This window comes from Streptomyces sp. NPDC096176, from assembly GCF_044763255.1.
Taxonomy (GTDB): domain Bacteria; phylum Actinomycetota; class Actinomycetes; order Streptomycetales; family Streptomycetaceae; genus Streptomyces.
Genome location: NZ_JBIWFV010000017.1, coordinates 56173 through 73836, shown reverse-complemented (window position 1 = coordinate 73836; position 17664 = coordinate 56173). Strand labels below are relative to the sequence as shown.

The following is a 17664-nucleotide window of genomic DNA, read 5'->3' as shown; positions in this document are numbered from 1 at the left end:
CGACCGGGCCGGACCCCTCATTCCGCGGTGGCCGAAGCCTTTGCCTGCCCCCGGGCGGGCACCTCGCAGTGGTCCTTGAACCCCTGGCTGGTCAAGCCCAGAGCGGTGTTCATCCTCGAGCGCAGGTTCTCCACCGCCACCATCGCGGTCAGCTCGACGAATGCCGCCTCGCCGAGCGTGGTGACCAGCCGCTGCGCGACCTCGTCGTCGATCTCCGGCGGGTTCGCCGTCACGGCCTCCGCGAAGTGCATGACGTCGCGCTCCAGCGGCGTGTACGCGTCACTTTCCCGCCAGGCAGGCACGTCGTGCACTTTGCGGGCGTCCATTCCTCGCTGCCGGTTCGCCCAGTACCCGAAGTCCATGCACCAACTGCAGCCGATCGACGCGGCGGAGGCCATCACCGCAAGCGCCTTGAGATCCGGGTCCAGCGTGTTCCACTTGCCGACCGCCAACTCGAAGCGCAGATCCGCCCGCAGCACCCGGGGGTTGTGCCCCAACGCGCGGACCGGGTCGGGAACCTTGCCGTACGTGCGCTTGGCGTACCACTCCGTGACCCGGAGGAAGGGCGAGCGGCGCGGGTTGAGGGAAACACGGGCCATGACGTGCTCCTTGTTCGTGAAGCCGGGTGCTTTCCCGGATACGCGGGTGCTTTCCCGGATACGACGGAACGGCCGCGCAGGAATGTGACATCGGTGTGGGGGAATTTCAGGAACACCCGGGTGCGGGCGGGCGTTGCCCGATCAGGGACCCCCGACCGGTACGACCGTGCGGTGCGGTCCTTCCGCGCTGTCGTCCCGGCGGAGTCCGTCGCGCGGTGGTCCTGCGTCACGGCCCGGTCACGTGACCGGGTCGCGGCCCATCGTGGACGGGCTGCGACCCGTGCACAACCGCACGTACTCATGACCGCACATAATGGAGAACCCCGAGCATCAGGAGGTGCCGTGTCCGGCGCTGGTTCCACCCCCTCGCTGAGTTCCCGGCTGCGCTCGCTCCGGCCGGCCGCCTTCGGGGCCGATCCGACCGGCGAGCGCATGGCACGCATCCGCCGCTCGCCGAATTTCTCCGACGGCGTCTTCCAGAACCCGGTGGGGGCGAGGACCAGGCCGTCAGGCGCCTCCATGGTCGAATTCGCCAAGATCTACTTCGCCAAGGAGGCCAGGGCCCGCCGCGTGCCCGTCGGGCCTGTGCCCGTCCACTCCGCGACCCTCGCCGATCTGGCCAGGCCCGCCGCCTCCGGGCTGCGGCTCACCTGGATGGGGCATTCGAGTGTCCTCGCTGAGATCGACGGGTGCCGTGTGCTGTTCGACCCCGTCTGGGGAGAGCGGTGTTCTCCGTTCGCCTTCGCGGGGCCCAAGCGGCTGCACGCCGTCCCGGCACCGCTCGCGGCCCTTGGCACCGTCGACGTCGTCGTGATCTCCCACGACCACTACGACCACCTCGACCTGCCCACCATCCGTGCCCTCGCCTCCACGGACACCGTCTTCGCCGTCCCGCTCGGCGTGGGCGCGCACCTCGAGCGGTGGGGCGTGTCCCCGGACCGCCTGCGCGAACTGGACTGGAACGAGTCCACGGAGATCAACGGCATCCGACTGACCGCGACCCCCGCGCGCCACTTCTGCGGACGCGGACTGCGTAACCAGCAGCACACCCTGTGGGCCTCGTGGGTCGTCGCCGGCCCCGAGCACCGGATCTACCACAGCGGCGACACCGGGTACTTCCCCGGCTTCCGGGACATCGGTGCGGAGCACGGCCCGTTCGATGCAACGATGATCCAGATCGGCGCGTACTCCGAGTACTGGCCCGACATCCACATGACTCCGGCGGAGGGCATGCGCGCCCACCTCGATCTGCAGGGCGGCCGCCCGGCCGGTGTGATGCTGCCGATCCACTGGGGCACGTTCAACCTCGCACCGCACCCCTGGGCGGAGCCGGGGGAGTGGACGCGAGACGCGGGCGAAGAGGTCGGTCAGGTGGTCGCGTCGCCCCAGCCCGGCGAGCCGTTCGAGCCTGCGGGCCCCGTCCCTGCCGACCCCTGGTGGCGGGGGGTGGCGCAAGCGATCGCACGGCCGTGGCGCAAGCCGGAACCAGCACTCGACCTGGTGCCCGAGGAGAGAACCACTTCTGACGCCGTGGCCGAAGGCTGAGACAGCGACAGGTAATGACGTGAAGGCACAGGGGACCTCTGTTCGGCGATGAACGAGGCCGAGCGGAGGCAGCTCGAGGTCTGACCCGGTGCGAGATGCTGTGGGCGATCCGCGGATCACGGCCGCCATGGAGAACGCGGTCGAGAAGATCAAGGTCTGGTTCCGGTTCGTTTCCCGCGAGGGCTGGTTCCCGCAGGACACGGAGGGCCTGTGGGCGACGAGACTCGGCGCCGACACGGCCACCGTGCGGAACGCCCCGTTCCTTCAGAACGGAGTGGCCGAGGGTGACCTTGTGCGGTTTCGGACCGACCCCGACGGGCTGCCCTGGGCCGTCGGGCGGGTCGGTTCCGCCGGCAACTGCACGGATTCGCTTGGTGCCCCTCCCTGCCGGCCCCAAGGCAGTGCATCAGCGCCTTTCAGCGTTCGTTCTCGGCGGTGAAGTCTTCAGCGAGGACTTCCCCATGGTGGCGTTCACCGCACCGGCCGGGGCGGATTTCGCGGGGATCAAGGCACTCCAGAACCAAGGGCAGGAAGAGGGCCTCTGGCACGACGAAGTCGGCTGCGGCACCGACGAGTGGGGGAACGCCTGACGCGTACAGGTACGGAAGCCCTCGCGACCAACTTCGATGGCACGCGCTCACAACGAGTCAAGCCGTAAGGGTCGCGCGGAGCGCGGCATCCGGCCCGGGGCGTGCCCGGTTCGGTGAGCGGAGGCCAACGTTCGCCGGCCGACACAGGCGGGGGAGGGCGGCCCCGTCCACCCCGCCCCCCACCATTTCGTGCTGTCGTGCGACCCCTCATACCAGAGCGGGACGAATGGCGGGCAACTTTGGCAACTGCCCATCGCACGTGTGCGTCACCCGACTACCGTGTGTGGCCGGTGATCGACGGTGGGCTCTCGTTCGCGTGCCCGGGCTCCGCCGTGGAGTCATGCCGACCACACGCACTACGCCGATTCCTGGGGCCCCACGTACCAAGGACGCTGATGTCTCAACTACGCGCACCAGCCGCGCGGTCCGACCGCCGAGAGGGCGGGCGTCACGGCCGGCCAGGCGCCCGCTCCCTGACGTCCGCGGGCAGGACGCCGTCCGCGGCCGCACAGCCGGAAGCCCGCATACGACCCCAACTCCTGCGCACCGCCGTCCTGCCCACCGTGGTCGCCGCCCTGAGCGGCGCCACCGGGGTGGTCATCACGCTGCGCGCCACCACTCCCGAACCGTCAGCCGGCCTGTGGGCCGTGCTGACCGCCATGGCCGTCTTGGCCATAGCCGCCGTCGCCGTCGCCGCGCGCGGCGCCGACCGCACGGCCAAGTCCGTGCTCGACCGATGTTCCGAGCTCCGCCGCTCCACCGCCCGCGGCCACGCGGAGCTGCGCACGGTCGTCGACATGCTCCGGCGCGGTGAAGGCCCGCCGCCCAGCCGCGCGTCGTCCCCGCAGCCGCCCGCGCGAGGGGACGAGTTCGACCTGCTGGCGCAGGAGTTGTCACGCTCGCACGACGCCGCCGTGACGGCGGTCGTGCAGGCGTCCCGGCTCTCCAGCAGCGTGGGCAACGAGCAGAAGGTCGAGGTCTTCGTCAACCTCGCCCGTAGGCTTCAGTCCCTCGTGCAACGCGAGATCCAGCTGCTCGACGAGCTGGAGAACGAGGTCGAGGACCCCGAGCTGCTCAAGGGCCTCTTCCACGTCGACCACCTCGCCACGCGTATCCGCAGGCACGCCGAGAATCTCGCCGTCCTCGGCGGCGCCGTCTCCCGCCGGCAGTGGTCCAACCCGGTCACCATGACCGAGGTGCTCAGGTCGGCGATCGCCGAGGTGGAGCAGTACCCAAGAGTCAAGCTGGTGCCTCCGATCGACGGCACGCTGCGCGGCCACGCGGTCGCCGACGTGATCCACCTGCTGGCGGAACTGGTGGAGAACGCCACGCTGTTCTCCGCCCCGCACACCCAGGTGCTGTTGCGCGCCCAGCACGTGACGGCCGGACTGGCCGTAGAGGTGGAGGACCGCGGCCTCGGCATGCCGTTGCAGGAGCAGGACAAGATGAACGCCCTGCTCACGGACCCCGACCAGGTCAATGTGGCCCATCTGCTGCAGGACGGCCGGATCGGTCTCTTCGTCGTCTCCGCGTTGGCCCGCCGCCACGGCATCGCAGTACGGCTCCAGTCGAACATCTACGGCGGCGTCCAGGCCGTGCTCGTACTGCCGCAAGGTCTGCTGGGCGCCGAGCGGGAGACGTCGGACAGGCCGGAGGCGCTCGCCGCGCCCGCCGCCCATTCCGCCGACCATGTCGGCGGGCATGCAAGCGACAGCAGTGGACAGGTTGTCGGATACTCCGGCGGACATACGGGCGCACCCCATATCGCGGCGATGTCACCGCCCTCCCTGCCCCAGTCGGCACTGCCTGCTCAGCCAGGACCACTGCCGGCGCAGCGCGAGCCGGTCCCTGCCGCCGCCATGGCACATGAGCCCCTGCCCGTCAGGGGGGAGCACGCCGTCCGCCCGAACCCGGCAGCCGCCCGCCCGGGCGTCGGCCACACCGCACCACCGCACGGCGGCGCGCCCCCGCACGGCCCGGCGACGGCCGAACCGCCGTCCGGCCCGGTCGTGCGGGGCACCATGGGCCGTCCGCAACTGCCCAAGCGCCGTAGCCAGGAACACCTGGTCCCGCAGTTGCGGGACGCCCCGGCGCCGCGCAAGGACGACGAGCCGGCCCTGCACGACCCGGGCCTGATGGCCGCCTTCCAGCGGGGTATCGGGCTTGCGGAGATCCAGCCGACGCGGGAGACACACCACTCCGAACAACCGCCGCACTCCGGTCACCAGTCCCACTCCGAACACGAATCCCACTCCGGACAGCAGCCCTTGGCCGGACAGCAGTCCTACTCCGGGCAACAGCACCACTCCGCACCCCAGCCCCACCACCTTCGACCCCACGACCCCCTGCGCCACGACCCCACCACCAAGGAGTAGATGCACCATGGCGAGCGATGTGCCGACCGGCCATGTCTCGGACCTCGACTGGCTGTTGAGCGGTCTGGTCCAGCGTGTGCCGTACACACGAAATGCGGTACTGCTCTCCTCCGACGGCCTGGTGAAATCGGTGCACGGCCTGGACAACGACAGCGCGGACCACATGGCCGCCCTTGCCTCCGGCCTGTACTCACTGGGCCGCAGCGCCGGAGCGCGCTTCGGCGACGGTGGTGAGGTGCGGCAGGTCGTGGTCGAACTCGACTCCACACTGCTGTTCGTCTCCACGGCCGGCTCCGGTACCTGTCTCGCCGTGCTCGCCGGACGGGAGGCCGACGCCGCCGTGCTCGGATACGAGATGGCGATGCTGGTCAAGAGCGTGCGTCCGTACCTGGTCACGCCGGTGAGACAGTCCGCCGCAGCACCGGGCGCCGCGGGCCAATGACCATGCCCTCGCCGAAGGACGGGCCGCTTCTCGACGACGCGGCGGGCCGGCTGATCCGTCCGTACACGGTGAGCGGCGGCCGCACCCGTCCGACGGCCGCCCTCGACCTGCTCTCCATGGTGATGGCCACCGGGACCGCGCCGCAGGTGCATCTCGGTCCGGAGCACACCGTGGCGCTGAGGCTGTGCCACGGCCCCACGTCCGTCGCCGAGATCTCCGCCCACTTACGGCTCCCGGCCGTTGTCACCAAGGTGCTCCTCTCCGACCTCGTGGACTGCGGCGCCCTCACCGCGCGGGCGCCGCGCAGCCACGACACATCCACGGACCGTTCATTGCTGGAGGCGGTGCTCGATGGCTTACGACGACGGCTCTGATTTCCAGGGCGCCGGCGACGGTTCTCATGCACGCGGCGCCGACGACGGCGACCAGTTCCCCACGGCGCTCAAGATTCTGATCGCCGGCGGGTTCGGGGTCGGCAAGACCACTCTCGTGGGAGCGGTCAGCGAGATCGACCCGCTCAGTACCGAGGAACTGCTCACCCAGGTCAGTGTGGCCACGGACAGTCTGGACGGCATCGAGTCCAAGACGACCACCACGGTCGCCATGGACTTCGGCCGCATCACTCTGGACGCCCGCCATGTGCTCTATCTCTTCGGCACACCCGGACAGGAGCGCTTCTGGTTCATGTGGGACGAGCTCTCGGAGGGCGCCCTGGGGGCCGTCGTGCTCGCCGACACCCGCAGGCTGGAGGACTCGTTCTCGGCCGTCGACTTCTTTGAGCGGCGCGGCATCGGATTTGTCGTGGCCGTCAACGAGTTCGACGGCGCCTACCGCTATGAGCCGGACGAGGTGCGCGCGGCGATCGATCTCAGGCCGGAGGTGCCGGTCGTCCTCTGCGACGCGCGCATCGCCGGCTCGGGCATCAGGACGCTGGTCACCCTCGTCCAGCACCTGCTCACCACCACCGTCGTGCCGGGCCCGGCACCGAGCTATGGAGCACCGACATGACGTACGACCCCACCGGCCATCTCCTGCTGACACCCGTGGACCGAGAGGCCCCCGCCCGCGTGCAGCGGCTGCGCCAGCTGGGATTCGGCGACCGGCCGGACGCGGCCTTCGACGACTTCGCCCGCAAGCTCGCCGAAGTGACCGGCGCACCGTTCTCCATGGTCAACTTCATCGACGAGAACCGGCAGTTCTTCGCGGGGCTGCACACCCCCTCGGGCAGCCACAGCGGTACCGACCTCGGTGCCGCTGCCACGGGCGGCACCGAGGTCAGCCGGTTCATGGCACGCGACCACGGCTACTGCCCCCATGTGGTCGTGCGCCGCAAGGCGCTCGTCCTGGAGGACGTCTGCGACTACCCCCGTTTCGCGGGCAATCCCGTCGTCGACGAGATCGGCATCCGTTCCTATCTGGGGGCGCCGCTGATCGACCGCACGGGGATGGCGCTGGGCACGATCTGCGTCGTCGACACGGAGCCCCGGCCGTGGGGGCGGGCGGGCCTCGAGACGATCAAGTCATTGGCCGCGGAACTCATCGAGCAGATCCACCGCCGGGAGGACCGCGGTATCTGAGTCGGCGCCCCACGGAGCGCGGCCGCCCGGGCCGCCTCCGGGGCCCGCCGCCCCCCAGGCGCGGGGCGGAATGTCAACTCGCGTCGCCCCCAGGTTTGCCGCCGGGCCCCGCCGCCCGGCACCCACAGGCACGCGGTCAGCTCGCCGAAACCATCCGCACCTCCTCCGACAGCCGCTGCGACCACTGGCCCTTCGCCGTGTCCAGCGCCACCTCCGCCAGCCTCAGCAGTTGGACGTCCGACGTGCCGGCGGGCGCGAACATGTGGTGCGCGTCGCGCAGATAGCGCTCGATGGGGCGGTTCGTGAACAGGCCCGCGGCGGCATGGACCTCCATGGCGTTGCGGGCCGAGTCGATCGCCGATTCCACGTTCACCAGTTTGGCGTTCATCAGCTCCGCGTCGCACGGCATGCCCGCGTCCAGCAGATGCACGGCATGGTATGCGGCGAGCCGCGACGTCATCAGCCGCGACTGCATCATGCCGAGCTTCAGTTTCACGGACGGCAGTTCGTGCAGCGGCTTGCCGTAACGGTGCCGCTCCTCGCAGAAACGGGTGGTCTCCTCCAGGATCGCCTGGTGGATGCCGAGCGACACGGCTGTCAGGTTGGCCCGTCCGTACAGCACGCTCGAGGAGTACGCCACGGCCAACCCGTCGCCTTCGTCGCCGAGCCGGTTGGCTGCCGGGACCCTGCAGTTGTCGAAGTACAGCTCGCCGAAGCTGAATCCGTGCAGCCCCATCGTCGACTCTTCGTCGCCCACCCGGAATCCGGGGCGGTCCGACTCGACGAGGAACGCCGTCAGCCCTTTCGACCCCGGTCCGGTCCTGACCACCACGCCGTGCAGATCTCCGACGTGGCTGTTCCCGACAAACACCTTTCGGCCATTGAGGACGTAGTCGTCGCCGTCCCTCACCGCGGTGGCGCTCATCCCGAGTACGTGTCCGCCCGACTCCGGCTCGGTGACGGCGATGGTAGGCAGGCACTCACCGGCCGCGATGGCGGGCAGCCACGTCTTCTTCTGCTCGTCGCTGCCGAAATGGACAATCTTGGCCACACCCAGCTGCGATGCCTGCACCATGGCGCCCATGGCGCCGCTGACCCGGGAGAGCTCCTCGATGATGATGGTCTTGGCGAGGTGCCCCAGAGCCATACCACCGTACTCGCTGCTGATGGTGGCGCCGATCCAGCCCTGCCGCGCGATGAGGGCGGACAGTTCCCGGTGGACCGTGCGGGCGGCTTCCATGGCCGGGATCCGCGGGCGCACCTCCCTTTCGGCGAACTCCCTGACAACGGCCCGAAGTTGGTGATGCAGCCGACTGGCGAAGTATCCGTCCATCACGAGCTCCCCTCCCGAAACGCCTGCTCGCGCGGGTTGTTCGAGCAGGTGGTGCATCGGCAGTGCTACCGCCCCGAACAGGCCGACCCCCTCAGCCTGTTTGACCCGTTCGTGGGGTAACAAGGTCGATGTCAACTTTGGCTGAAATTAAGGCCGTTGACGTTTGATTGACCATGGGAAGCGTGTGGTACTCGACCGGATCTGTTCATCCGTACGGCATTCCCACGAATCGGCCTCCTGCCACATGCCAACGGCAATGGTTTCGTGGGTACCTGGTCCGGCCGATGGTCAGAGCTCCGGCGCACACCGAGGTGGCGACCGGCGCGCGTGGCGCGTATCGGTCGCAGCCACGTCAGTGCGCGCCCCCGTCGGCCCGAGCCGGCCGTAGCGGCGGGGGAGCGACGCTGGCGCGCAGGACGACCTCACCGCCCACCCGCAGCACCCGTGACCGGGATCCGCGCGGCTCTCGCAGCGCGAGTGCCATCACCTCCTGTCCCATGGCGGCGAGCGGCAGCGCGACCGTCGTGAGAGGCGGGGAGAGTTCCCGTACGAGGGGGATGTCGTCGAAGCCCGCCAGCGAGATGTCGTCCGGCACGCGTACGCCCTGCTCCCGGAAGGCGGCGAGCGCGCCGACCGCCATCACGTCGGTCACCGCGAACACGCAGGTGGGCAGTGTGCCGCGGGCGACCAACTCCCGTGCCGCCGCGTACCCGCCTTCGCGGGTGAAGGGTCCGCGCACGATCCGCTCCCGGGGCAGGGCGACGCCGGCCCGTGCCAGCTCGTCCCGGAAGCCGGCGAGCCGGTCGGAGACCGTGGTCAGCGAGGGCGGCCCGGTGAGTACCGCGAAGTCCCGGTGCCCCAGGTCGAGGAGAGCCCTGGCCAAGGCCGCGGCGCCGCCCCGGTTCTCCGGCAGTACGGCGTCGACCCGCAGGCTGCGGTGCCGGCTGACGACCGCCACGCGTCCGCCCGCCCGCACATAGGGCTCCAGCTCCGCGGCGAGCGCCCGCTCCCAGGTCCGGTCCTGGAAGCCGGAGCCGATCAGCAGGATGGCGCGGGCCCGCTGGGCGCGCAGCGTGGACACATAGGCGATCTCGCGCGCCGGTTCGCGGAACGTGCTCGCCAGCATCACCAGCAGGTCCTTCTCCGCGGCTGCGCGCATCACGCCGGCGGCGATCGCCGCGAAGTAGGGGTCGCCCACGTCGTGGCATATGAGGCCCACGGTGTTGTTCGACGCGCTGGCGAGCGCCTGGGCATGGGCGTTGGGGATGTAGCCCAGCTGGTCGGCGGCCGTGCGTACCCGGCTGCGCAGCTCCTCGCGGACCCGGGTGGTGCCGTTCAGGGCTCGTGACGCCGTGGCGAGGGACACGCCCGCTCTGCGGGCGACGGCGTCCAGCGTCACATGAGCCTGTGGTTCTTGTTCACTCACTTGACCCCCCGAAACTTCGGGACGGCCTATTGACCGTGCGGACCGGCAGTCATTAGCGTGGCCGCACCATACCAGAAAGCGCTTTCTGAAAGCGTTTTCTCGGTGGGAGATCGAAGAACCCGGCCGATCCGGACGGCTCTTGCCGACCGCTCCGGAGACCCAGGAGTTGACCGTGAGTCAGAGCGTCATCAAGTCACCACCCGCGCAGGTGGCAGGAGTCGACAGGCGGAACGGCCCGAGCGCGGGGGAGCGGGCGTCACGGTTGCTCGAGCAGAGCTGGCGCCCCGTCGCCCTGCTGCTCGCGTGCTTCGCCGCCTGGTGGGTGATCGCCGCCGCCGAACTCGTCGAGCCCTACCTCGTCCCCTCGCCGGGCGCGACACTCGACGTACTCACCGGCAAGGCCGACTACATCTGGCAGCACACATGGGTGACCACCTACGAGACGCTGCTCGGCTTCCTGATCGCCGTTGTCGTCGGAGTGTTCGCCGCCGTGGTGATGGTCTACTCGGCAACCGTCGAGAAGACCCTCTACCCGATCCTGCTCTTCGCCCAGGTCGTGCCGAAGATCGCCATCGCCCCGCTGTTCGTCGTATGGCTGGGCTTCGGCATCGCGCCGAAGATCCTCATCGCGGTGCTGATCGCCTTCTTCCCGGTCGTCATCTCCATGGTGACGGGACTCAAGGCGGTCGATCCGGAGATGCTCCAGCTCTCCTCGACCATGGGCGCGAGCCCCTGGCAGACCTTTGTGAAGATCCGTATGCCCGCCTCGCTGCCGCACCTGTTCTCCGGACTCAAGGTCGCGGTGACGCTCGCCGTGACGGGCGCGGTCGTCGGCGAGTTCGTCGGCGCGAACGAGGGGCTCGGCTATGTGATCCTCCAGGCCAACGGCAACCTCGACACCCCGATGCTCTTCGCCGGCCTGCTGGTGATGTCCCTGATCGGCGTCGTCCTCTTCGTCCTCGTCGAGGTCGCGGAGAAGCTGCTGCTCCCGTGGCACGCCAGCCGCCGCGAGACCGGCGTCACCACTACGTACTGACCTGATCACCGGCCATATGTCCCACGTTGACGAGAAGGACCAGCCATGACTGCGCGCAGACTGCTTATGACCGGCCTCGTACCGCTGCTTCTGGTCGCCACGGCCTGCGGGGAGGACGGCTCGGACACATCGACCAGCTCCTCCGGCAAGGAGCTGGACAAGGTGACGCTGACGCTCAACTGGTACCCGTACGGCGAACACGCGCCGTTCTACTACGGCAAGCAGCAGAAGATCTTCGAGAAGCACGGCATCGACATAGAGATCCGCGCCGGCCAGGGCTCCCAGAAGACGGTGCAGGCGACCGGAGCCGGACAGACCGACTTCGGCTGGGCCGACACACCCGCCGTCCTCTCCGGTGTCGACGCCGGCGTCAAGGTCAGGAGCCTCGGCGTCTTTCTGCAGACCACTCCGTCGTCGGTGCAGTTCTTCGATTCGCAGGGCATCAAGAGCCCCGCCGACCTCAAGGGCAAGACCATCGCGGGCACCGCGGGCGACGCGCTCTCCAAGACGTTCCCGATCTTCCTGAAGAAGAACGGCCTCGCTGAGTCCGACGTGAAGGTTCAGAACACGGACCCGGCCGGCAAGATCGCCGCCGTGATCTCCGGCAAGACCGACGGACTGCTCGGTTACGCCAGCGACCAGGGGCCCACCATGCAGAACAAGGCCAAGAAGCCGGTCTCGTACCTGCGCTTCTCGGAGAACGGGCTCAACTTCTACTCCAACGGCCTGATCGCCGGCCAGAAGGTCCTCACCGGCAAGAAGGATCTCGCCCAGCGCATGGCGAAGGCGGTCAGCGAGTCGTTCGCCGCAGCGGAGAAGGCACCGGACCCGGCCGTGGCCTCGATGGCAGGCGCGAGCGAGCAGCTCCCGCCGAAGGAGGTCCTGTCCGAGCAGTTCGCCACGACGCTCACCCTCCTGCACACCGAGGCGACGCAGGGCAAGGCGCCGGGCGTCAACACCGAAGCCGACTGGCAGCAGACCATCGACGTCTTCGCCGAGGCCGGCCTGGTGAGCAGCCCCAAGGCCGTGGCCGAGTACTGGGACAGCGCCACCGCGATGAAGGGATGACGATGCCCAGAAACACCATTGTGCGGGAGCCGGAAGTGACGAACGACGGACGAAGCAGCGGGCCCGGCAGCACAGCGGCGGTCGGCATCAAGGACGTCGCCGTCCGCTTCCGCACCAAGAACCGCGACGTGACCGCGCTGACCGGCATCGATCTCGAGGTGCCCATGGGGCAGTTCGTCGCGATCGTCGGCCCGTCCGGATGCGGCAAGTCGACGCTGCTCAAGCTGGTCGCGGGGCTGCTGAAGCCGTCCACGGGCGATGTGCTGCTGAACGGCGAGCGGGTGCAGGGGCCGCGCCACGACATCGGCTACGCCTTCCAGCGCGCGGCCCTGCTGGAGTGGCGCTCGGCGCGCCGCAACATCCTGCTGCAGGCGGAGATGCGGAAGATGCCGGCGGAGCTGGGGCGCCGGCGCGCCGACGGACTCATCGCGATGACCGGCCTGAGCGGCTTCGAGGACGCGCTGCCGCACGAGCTGTCCGGCGGTATGCAACAGCGCGTCGCCCTGTGCCGCGCCCTGCTGCACGAGCCGCCCGTCCTGCTCATGGACGAGCCGTTCGGCGCGCTCGACGCGCTCACCCGCGAGCAGATGAACACCGAACTCAACCGCATCTGGCGGGAGACCGGCACCACGGTGCTCCTGGTCACGCACTCCATCTCCGAGGCCTGCTACCTCGCCGACCGGGTGGTGGTGATGAGCCCCAGGCCCGGCACCATCACCGAGATCATCGACGTGGGGCTGCCCCCGGAGCGCGACTACACGGAGACGATGGGGCGGCCCGAGTTCCGGGAGGCCACCACCCATATCCGCGGCCTGCTCGGCGCGGTCTCCGCGCAGGACTGAGTCGGGCGCGGTCTTCGCGCAAGGACGTGAGCAGGGCCGGGCCTTCACACAGGACCGGCCCTGCTGTTCGTGTACGACCGGGCCGGCCCTGGCCCTTCGCGCAGTGGGCGTCGGCCGCGTCGGCCCGCTCCTGGGGCGTGGCCCGGGCCCCCGTCCGGGCCTTCGCCTGTCGGCTGCCGCGCTCGCGCGACCGGGCGGGACGGAGGCCGGCTACCGCCTTTCCCGGCGTACGACCCGCCGGCCCCCTCCGGACCCCCTTCGCGTACGACCGGGCCGGCCCAGCCTTCGTGCAGGACCGGGCCCGGCGCGGTGTCCGCTCAGGGCTGAGCCGACGCCGTCTTCGCGCGGACCCGTTGACACGGAAGGAGCCCTGCACCACCCGCCAGGGGTGGTGCAGGGCTCTTTCGTGTACCCCGGTCAGTACCTGAGGTTCGCCAGATACGTGTAGCTGTTCTGCGCCGAGGCGAACGGATCCGCCGGCGCGTCGTGCTCCACCAGCCACTGCTTCACGCCGCCGCTGCGCGCCGTGTCGAACATCGCGGCGAAGTCCAGGACACCGGAGCCGACGTCGGCGAAACCGCCGCTTGGGGCCATGTCCTTCACGTGCAGTGCGGGGAACCGGCGGCGATGCTCCACGAACAGGTCCTGCGGGTCGCTGCCGCCGCCCTTCGCCGCCCAGTAGACATCCAGCTCGAAGCCCACCAGCTCGGGGTCGGTCTCCCGCAGCAGGATGTCGTACAGGTTCTCGCCGTCCACGACCTGGTGGTCCGCGCCGTGGTTGTGGAACAGCAGCGGGCCGAGTCCCGCGTTGCGCGCGGCGAGACCGGCCTTGTTGAACTCCCGGGCGGCCTCGCGGAATCCGGCCGGGGTGTGCATGGCCCCGGGCAGGCTGGGCACCACGACCCATCGGGCGCCGAGGGTGCGAATGTCCTCGAGAGCCTGCGGCAGACCGCTGCCCCGCACCACGTCGTAGCCGACGTGCTCCAAGACGGCTCGCAGGTGCATCTCGTCGAGCATGGAGCGGATGGCGGCTGCGCTGTTGCCGTGCCGGCCGCTCACACCGACGGTCGCGTAGCCGATCTGTGCGAGGCGGGCGAGCGTCCCCTTGAAGTCCGTCGCCAAGGGCGCGCGCATGGTGTAAAGGTGCATGCCGATCCCGGCCGGCGGGATGCGACGGCAGCGCCGTGCCGTCTCCGCGGCCGTCTCCGCGACGTTCGAGGCGTCCGCGTCCGAGGCGTACGCGTGCGAGCCCGTCGCCTTGACGGTCGTGGCCGCCGCGGCGACGCCGAGAGCCTTGCCGAGGAACGCCCGTCTGGTGCCGTTCATCGGAACTCCTTTCTCAACTGACGTTGATGCGAGCGAAGTTGGTGGTCGTGTCACCCTTGTCGTCGGTGACTGTGAGGTGTGCGGTGTACGTGCCGGCGCGGGCGTAGGTGTGGGTGGCGGTCGCCTGCTCGTCACCGGCCGGCGTGCTGTTGTCGCCGACGTCCCAGTGGTACGAGGCGGCTGTCCGGCCCTCGGGCAGTGTGACCTGCCCGGCCAGCTGCACGGTGAGCGGCGCGGTGCCGGTCGCCGGCGTGGCCGTGATCTCGACCCGGGCCCCCTGGCGTTTCTCCACACCTGCGCCGTTGAAGTGCAGCCAGTCCACGGCGAACAGGTCGGGCTTGTCGGCCGACCACTCGGGGTTGGTGAAGACCGCGTACAGCTTCGTCGTCCCGCCCGGATCCACCAGCGGTGTCGTCGGGGAGACGACGTTGCCCCAGCCGCCGGTACTCGGGACGGTCACCTTGCCGAGCAGAGTGCCCGTGGGTGATCCCGCGCGGAACTCGACGGTTCCGCCGATACCGCCGGAGGCCGCGCCCACGGTCACGGAGTCGATTCCCTTGAGAGCGACCGGGTCGAAGCTGATCCAGTCGCCGTCCTCGATCTCGGTGAGCCGCTTGCCGCCGGAGGCGTCGCTGCGGCCGGCCACCACCACTCCGTCATGCGCACCGCCCGTCGACGTCATGTGCTCGGCCTCGCGATACGTCGTGCGCAGTGTCAGCGAGCTGGAACCGGTCAGCGCGGGTACGCCCGGTGCCGCCTTGTCCTCGTACTGCGCCGTGATGCCGTAGTAGAGGTTCTGGCCGGGCCCGTGGCTGTCACCGGCGTCGGTCGCGATCTCGCCCGTGCAGCCGGTGTGGTTGTCCAGCGGGTGCAGATGGGAGTCGTGCCCGAGCTGCGACTGGACGACGACGCGTGAGCAGTCGATTCTACGTCCGTCCTCCTTGTCCTTGACCTTCACCGTGAAGGGGATGGTGTCGCCGAAGCTGAACATGCCGCCCTTGGGCGGCCGCTGGATGGTGACCTGCGGCCGTGTGTTGCCGACGGTGATGTCCTGGACGGCGAGTCCTGTCAGTCCTCCGGGTCCCGTGACGGTGAGCCGCGCAGTGAAGCGGCCCTTCTCCCGGTACACATGCGTCGGGTTCGCCTCCGTCGAGTCGGTGGTGCCGTTGCCGTCGAAGTCCCAGGCGTAGGTGACCGGCTTGTCGCCGGGAAGCCCGGAACCTGCACTGGAGAACGAGACGGTCAGCGGCACGGAACCGCTGTCCGGTGTGACCGTGGCCTTGGCGTCGGGCAGCCGGTCGTCGCCGACGTAGTCGATCCGGTAGATCCCGGAGCCTTCGTTGCTGCCGCCGCGGCCGGTGCCGCTGCCGAGACCGAAGTCGATGACGTACATCGCGCCGTCAGGGCCGAAGTCGGCGTCGAAGGGCTGGTTCCACGCCATGTCGCCGAAGACGGTGTTGATCGAGTGCAGGTCGCCCGCCTTCGCCGGCTGGAAGCGCGGGTCGGTGAAGGTCTGGTCCTGCTGCTGGAAGGAGAAGGTCTTGAACCACTTGCGGGTCAGCTCGTAGTTGAACCACTCCCCCTCGAAGGCCTTGGGGAACTTGCCCTGGTAGGCGTTGTCCGGGTCGAAGTCGTAGACGGGGCCGCCCATCGGGCCGCCACCGCCGGTGCCGAGCTCCGGGAACTGCTCGGACGCCGAGTAGGCGTACCAGACCGTCGCCGGCTGGGCCGGCGGCAGCTCGGTCAGACCCGTGTTGTTCGGCGAGTCGTTGGCGAGCTTCGCGCAGTCGAACTTGGGACCGGAGGTCTTCGTCTGGAAGTTGTAGTCGTTGAACGGGATGTTGTTGCCCACGCAGTAGGGCCAGCCGAAGTTTCCCGCTTCGGTGATCCGCATGTACTCGACCGTGCCTTCGGGGCCGCGGTCCGGCTTGGCCGCTCGGGCGTCGGGGCCGTAGTCGGCGACCATCAGGGCGCCGCTGACCGGGTCGGTGGTGACACGGAACGGGTTGCGCATGCCCATCGCGTAGATCTCGGCACGTGTCTTCTCGGTGCCGGGCGCGAAGAGGTTCCCCTCGGGCACGGAGTACGTGCCGTCGTCCTGGGGCGTGATACGCAGGATCTTTCCGCGCAGATCGTTGGTGTTGCCCGAGGTGCCCTGGGCGTCCCAGGCGCGGCGCCCCTCGCCCTCGTCGATGGGCGCGAAACCGTCGGACGCGAACGGGTCGGTGTTGTCGCCGGTCGCGGCATACAGGTTGCCGTCCTTGTCGAACGCGAGCGAGCCGGCCATGTGCGAGTTGGCCCTGCCCTCGCCGCGCAGGGTCGGGATCGTCAGCAGCCGCTTCTCGGACGCGGGGTCGATGGTGTTGCCGGTGACCGTGAACCGGGAAAGGTTCAGACGCTTCTCGGTCTTGTCGGAGTTCAGCAGATAGAGCCAGTTGTTCTCGGCGAAGCCGGGATCGAGCGCGAGCCCGAGCAGGCCGTCGGACTGGCTCGTCATCTCCGGGGTGTACGCGAAGTCGAGCGCGGTCGTGACCTTCAGCGTCTGCTGGTCGATGACCTTGACCTTGCCGGTGCGCTGGATGAAGAAGACCCGTCGGTCGGGCGCGACGGCCAGCTCGAAGGGGTCGGCGAGATCGCTGGTGGCCAGCGGGGTGCGCTGGAAGGCGCCGGTCTTGGTCGCTGTGCAGTCACCCGGCTTGTTGCCGGCGGCCCACTGGATGCCGCCGAGCAGATGCTCGAGGAAGTCCGGCTCCTGGAAGGCGGACTTGGCGTGGCCGCCCGCCGTGAACCAGGAGCGCCCGCCGTCGTAGTTCTGGCACCAGGACCACGGATGGTCGACGCCCTCGTCGAGCCCGGTGATGCCGTCCCGCACCTTGATCTGGGCGAGGGTGTGCACCTTGCCGGTCGGGTTGGTGCGCCAGTTGTACCACTCCTCGGTGCGCTCCCAGAGCTCGGGGAGGCCTTCGGTGGAGGGGTGGGACCGGTCGAGCACCTTGATCCGGCCGGTCTGCACGGCCGGGTGTTTGTCGAAGATGGCGCCGACCAGGCCTTCGTACCAGGACCAGTCCCGCTCGCTGGCCGACGCGGCGTGCAGACCGACCCAGCCGCCGCCGCCCTGGATGTACTTCTGCAGGGCGGCTCGCTGCGCCGCGTCGAGCAGATCGCCGCTCTCCGGGGTGGAGTTGGTGTTGTTGAAGACGATCGCCTGGAAGCGGGCGAGGTTCTCGTCGGTGAACGTCGAGGCGTCGTCGGTCGCCTCGACCTCGAAGCCGTTCTCGCTGCCGAGCTTCTTGATGGCCTCGATGCCGGCGGGGATCGAGTCGTGGGTGAAGTTGGTGACCTTGGAGAAGACCAGTACGCGATAGGGCGCTGCTTCGGCGCGGGGTGACAGGGTCACCCCGAGGCCGAGGAGCAGCGCCAGCAGTGCGGTGATGACGGAGACGGGTGAGAGTGCGGTGCGAAGGGCTCTGGGCCGTCGTTGCCGTCCGAGGTGATGACCACTCAT

Annotated in this window: 14 protein-coding genes and 1 pseudogene; 10 read left to right on the top strand and 5 right to left on the bottom strand. The window is 69.5% G+C overall.

The window, feature by feature from the left end; translation table 11 throughout:
- Positions 1–17: 17 nt before the first annotated feature.
- Entirely contained in the window at positions 18–599 is a 582-nt protein-coding gene (locus tag ACIQ7Q_RS32125; RefSeq protein WP_403869984.1) for a carboxymuconolactone decarboxylase family protein, read from the bottom strand.
- Positions 600–941: 342 nt separating this feature from the next.
- On the opposite strand from ACIQ7Q_RS32125, the gene ACIQ7Q_RS32120 reads away from it, so the two are divergent.
- The 7 genes and pseudogenes from ACIQ7Q_RS32120 to ACIQ7Q_RS32090 all read left to right on the top strand — a co-directional run bounded on the left by ACIQ7Q_RS32120 (position 942) and on the right by ACIQ7Q_RS32090 (position 7128).
- Positions 942–2144 (top strand): MBL fold metallo-hydrolase, encoded by a 1203-nt coding sequence (locus ACIQ7Q_RS32120; RefSeq protein WP_403869981.1) that lies wholly within the window; start codon positions 942–944, stop codon positions 2142–2144.
- Positions 2145–2271: 127 nt separating this feature from the next.
- Positions 2272–2734, top strand: a pseudogene (locus ACIQ7Q_RS32115) (DUF4265 domain-containing protein).
- A gap of 395 nt (positions 2735–3129) precedes the next feature.
- The gene (locus tag ACIQ7Q_RS32110; RefSeq protein WP_403869979.1) at positions 3130–5109 is read left to right on the top strand and encodes an ATP-binding protein; all 1980 of its coding nucleotides are present in this window, start codon (positions 3130–3132) and stop codon (positions 5107–5109) included.
- Between the two features lie 7 nt (positions 5110–5116).
- Positions 5117–5551, top strand: a complete 435-nt coding sequence (locus ACIQ7Q_RS32105) for a roadblock/LC7 domain-containing protein (protein ID WP_403869977.1) — start codon at positions 5117–5119, stop codon at positions 5549–5551.
- A gap of 2 nt (positions 5552–5553) precedes the next feature.
- Positions 5554–5925, top strand: coding sequence for a DUF742 domain-containing protein (locus ACIQ7Q_RS32100; protein WP_403870080.1), 372 nt, complete (start codon positions 5554–5556; stop codon positions 5923–5925).
- Positions 5903–6559, top strand: a complete 657-nt coding sequence (locus tag ACIQ7Q_RS32095; RefSeq protein WP_403869975.1) for a GTP-binding protein — start codon at positions 5903–5905, stop codon at positions 6557–6559. Before ACIQ7Q_RS32100 ends, ACIQ7Q_RS32095 begins: the two co-directional genes overlap by 23 nt.
- The gene (locus ACIQ7Q_RS32090) at positions 6556–7128 is read left to right on the top strand and encodes a GAF domain-containing protein (protein ID WP_403869972.1); all 573 of its coding nucleotides are present in this window, start codon (positions 6556–6558) and stop codon (positions 7126–7128) included. Before ACIQ7Q_RS32095 ends, ACIQ7Q_RS32090 begins: the two co-directional genes overlap by 4 nt.
- Positions 7129–7264: 136 nt before the next feature.
- Here ACIQ7Q_RS32090 and ACIQ7Q_RS32085 read toward each other — a convergent pair whose 3' ends face one another.
- Both ACIQ7Q_RS32085 and ACIQ7Q_RS32080 read right to left on the bottom strand, forming a co-directional pair.
- Complete coding sequence (locus tag ACIQ7Q_RS32085; RefSeq protein ID WP_403869969.1) at positions 7265–8461, bottom strand: acyl-CoA dehydrogenase family protein; 1197 nt, start codon at positions 8459–8461, stop codon at positions 7265–7267.
- Between the two features lie 352 nt (positions 8462–8813).
- A complete protein-coding gene (locus tag ACIQ7Q_RS32080) occupies positions 8814–9860 on the bottom strand; it encodes a LacI family DNA-binding transcriptional regulator (protein ID WP_403870078.1) in 1047 nt (348 codons plus the stop codon).
- Between the two features lie 193 nt (positions 9861–10053).
- Between ACIQ7Q_RS32080 and ACIQ7Q_RS32075 the strand changes: the two genes are divergently transcribed.
- Genes ACIQ7Q_RS32075 through ACIQ7Q_RS32065 form a run of 3 tightly spaced genes read left to right on the top strand, consistent with a single transcriptional unit; the run spans position 10054 to position 12833 of the window.
- The gene (locus ACIQ7Q_RS32075) at positions 10054–10923 is read left to right on the top strand and encodes an ABC transporter permease (protein WP_403870075.1); all 870 of its coding nucleotides are present in this window, start codon (positions 10054–10056) and stop codon (positions 10921–10923) included.
- A gap of 45 nt (positions 10924–10968) precedes the next feature.
- Complete coding sequence (locus ACIQ7Q_RS32070; RefSeq protein ID WP_403869966.1) at positions 10969–11991, top strand: ABC transporter substrate-binding protein; 1023 nt, start codon at positions 10969–10971, stop codon at positions 11989–11991.
- Positions 11988–12833 (top strand): ABC transporter ATP-binding protein, encoded by an 846-nt coding sequence (locus ACIQ7Q_RS32065; RefSeq protein WP_403869963.1) that lies wholly within the window; start codon positions 11988–11990, stop codon positions 12831–12833. The genes ACIQ7Q_RS32070 and ACIQ7Q_RS32065 overlap by 4 nt, the downstream gene beginning before the upstream one ends.
- A gap of 417 nt (positions 12834–13250) precedes the next feature.
- Here ACIQ7Q_RS32065 and ACIQ7Q_RS32060 read toward each other — a convergent pair whose 3' ends face one another.
- Both ACIQ7Q_RS32060 and ACIQ7Q_RS32055 read right to left on the bottom strand, forming a co-directional pair.
- Positions 13251–14159 carry a sugar phosphate isomerase/epimerase family protein gene (locus tag ACIQ7Q_RS32060; protein WP_403869960.1) on the bottom strand — a complete coding sequence of 303 codons (909 nt, stop codon included), beginning with the start codon at positions 14157–14159 and terminating at the stop codon, positions 13251–13253.
- Positions 14160–14172: 13 nt separating this feature from the next.
- Positions 14173–17664 (bottom strand): ThuA domain-containing protein, encoded by a 3492-nt coding sequence (locus tag ACIQ7Q_RS32055; RefSeq protein ID WP_403869957.1) that lies wholly within the window; start codon positions 17662–17664, stop codon positions 14173–14175.

What these genes read in the sequence shown, in the direction of transcription:
- ACIQ7Q_RS32125 (WP_403869984.1), bottom strand. Translation starts at nt 599, where the DNA reads ATGGCCCGTGTTTCCCTCAACCCGCGCCGCTCGCCCTTCCTCCGGGTC.
- ACIQ7Q_RS32110 (WP_403869979.1), top strand. Translation starts at nt 3,130, where the DNA reads ATGTCTCAACTACGCGCACCAGCCGCGCGGTCCGACCGCCGAGAGGGC.
- ACIQ7Q_RS32105 (WP_403869977.1), top strand. Translation starts at nt 5,117, where the DNA reads ATGGCGAGCGATGTGCCGACCGGCCATGTCTCGGACCTCGACTGGCTG.
- ACIQ7Q_RS32100 (WP_403870080.1), top strand. Translation starts at nt 5,554, where the DNA reads ATGCCCTCGCCGAAGGACGGGCCGCTTCTCGACGACGCGGCGGGCCGG.
- ACIQ7Q_RS32095 (WP_403869975.1), top strand. Translation starts at nt 5,903, where the DNA reads ATGGCTTACGACGACGGCTCTGATTTCCAGGGCGCCGGCGACGGTTCT.
- ACIQ7Q_RS32090 (WP_403869972.1), top strand. Translation starts at nt 6,556, where the DNA reads ATGACGTACGACCCCACCGGCCATCTCCTGCTGACACCCGTGGACCGA.
- ACIQ7Q_RS32085 (WP_403869969.1), bottom strand. Translation starts at nt 8,461, where the DNA reads ATGGACGGATACTTCGCCAGTCGGCTGCATCACCAACTTCGGGCCGTT.
- ACIQ7Q_RS32070 (WP_403869966.1), top strand. Translation starts at nt 10,969, where the DNA reads ATGACTGCGCGCAGACTGCTTATGACCGGCCTCGTACCGCTGCTTCTG.
- ACIQ7Q_RS32065 (WP_403869963.1), top strand. Translation starts at nt 11,988, where the DNA reads ATGACGATGCCCAGAAACACCATTGTGCGGGAGCCGGAAGTGACGAAC.
- ACIQ7Q_RS32060 (WP_403869960.1), bottom strand. Translation starts at nt 14,159, where the DNA reads ATGAACGGCACCAGACGGGCGTTCCTCGGCAAGGCTCTCGGCGTCGCC.
- ACIQ7Q_RS32055 (WP_403869957.1), bottom strand. Translation starts at nt 17,664, where the DNA reads ATGAGTGGTCATCACCTCGGACGGCAACGACGGCCCAGAGCCCTTCGC.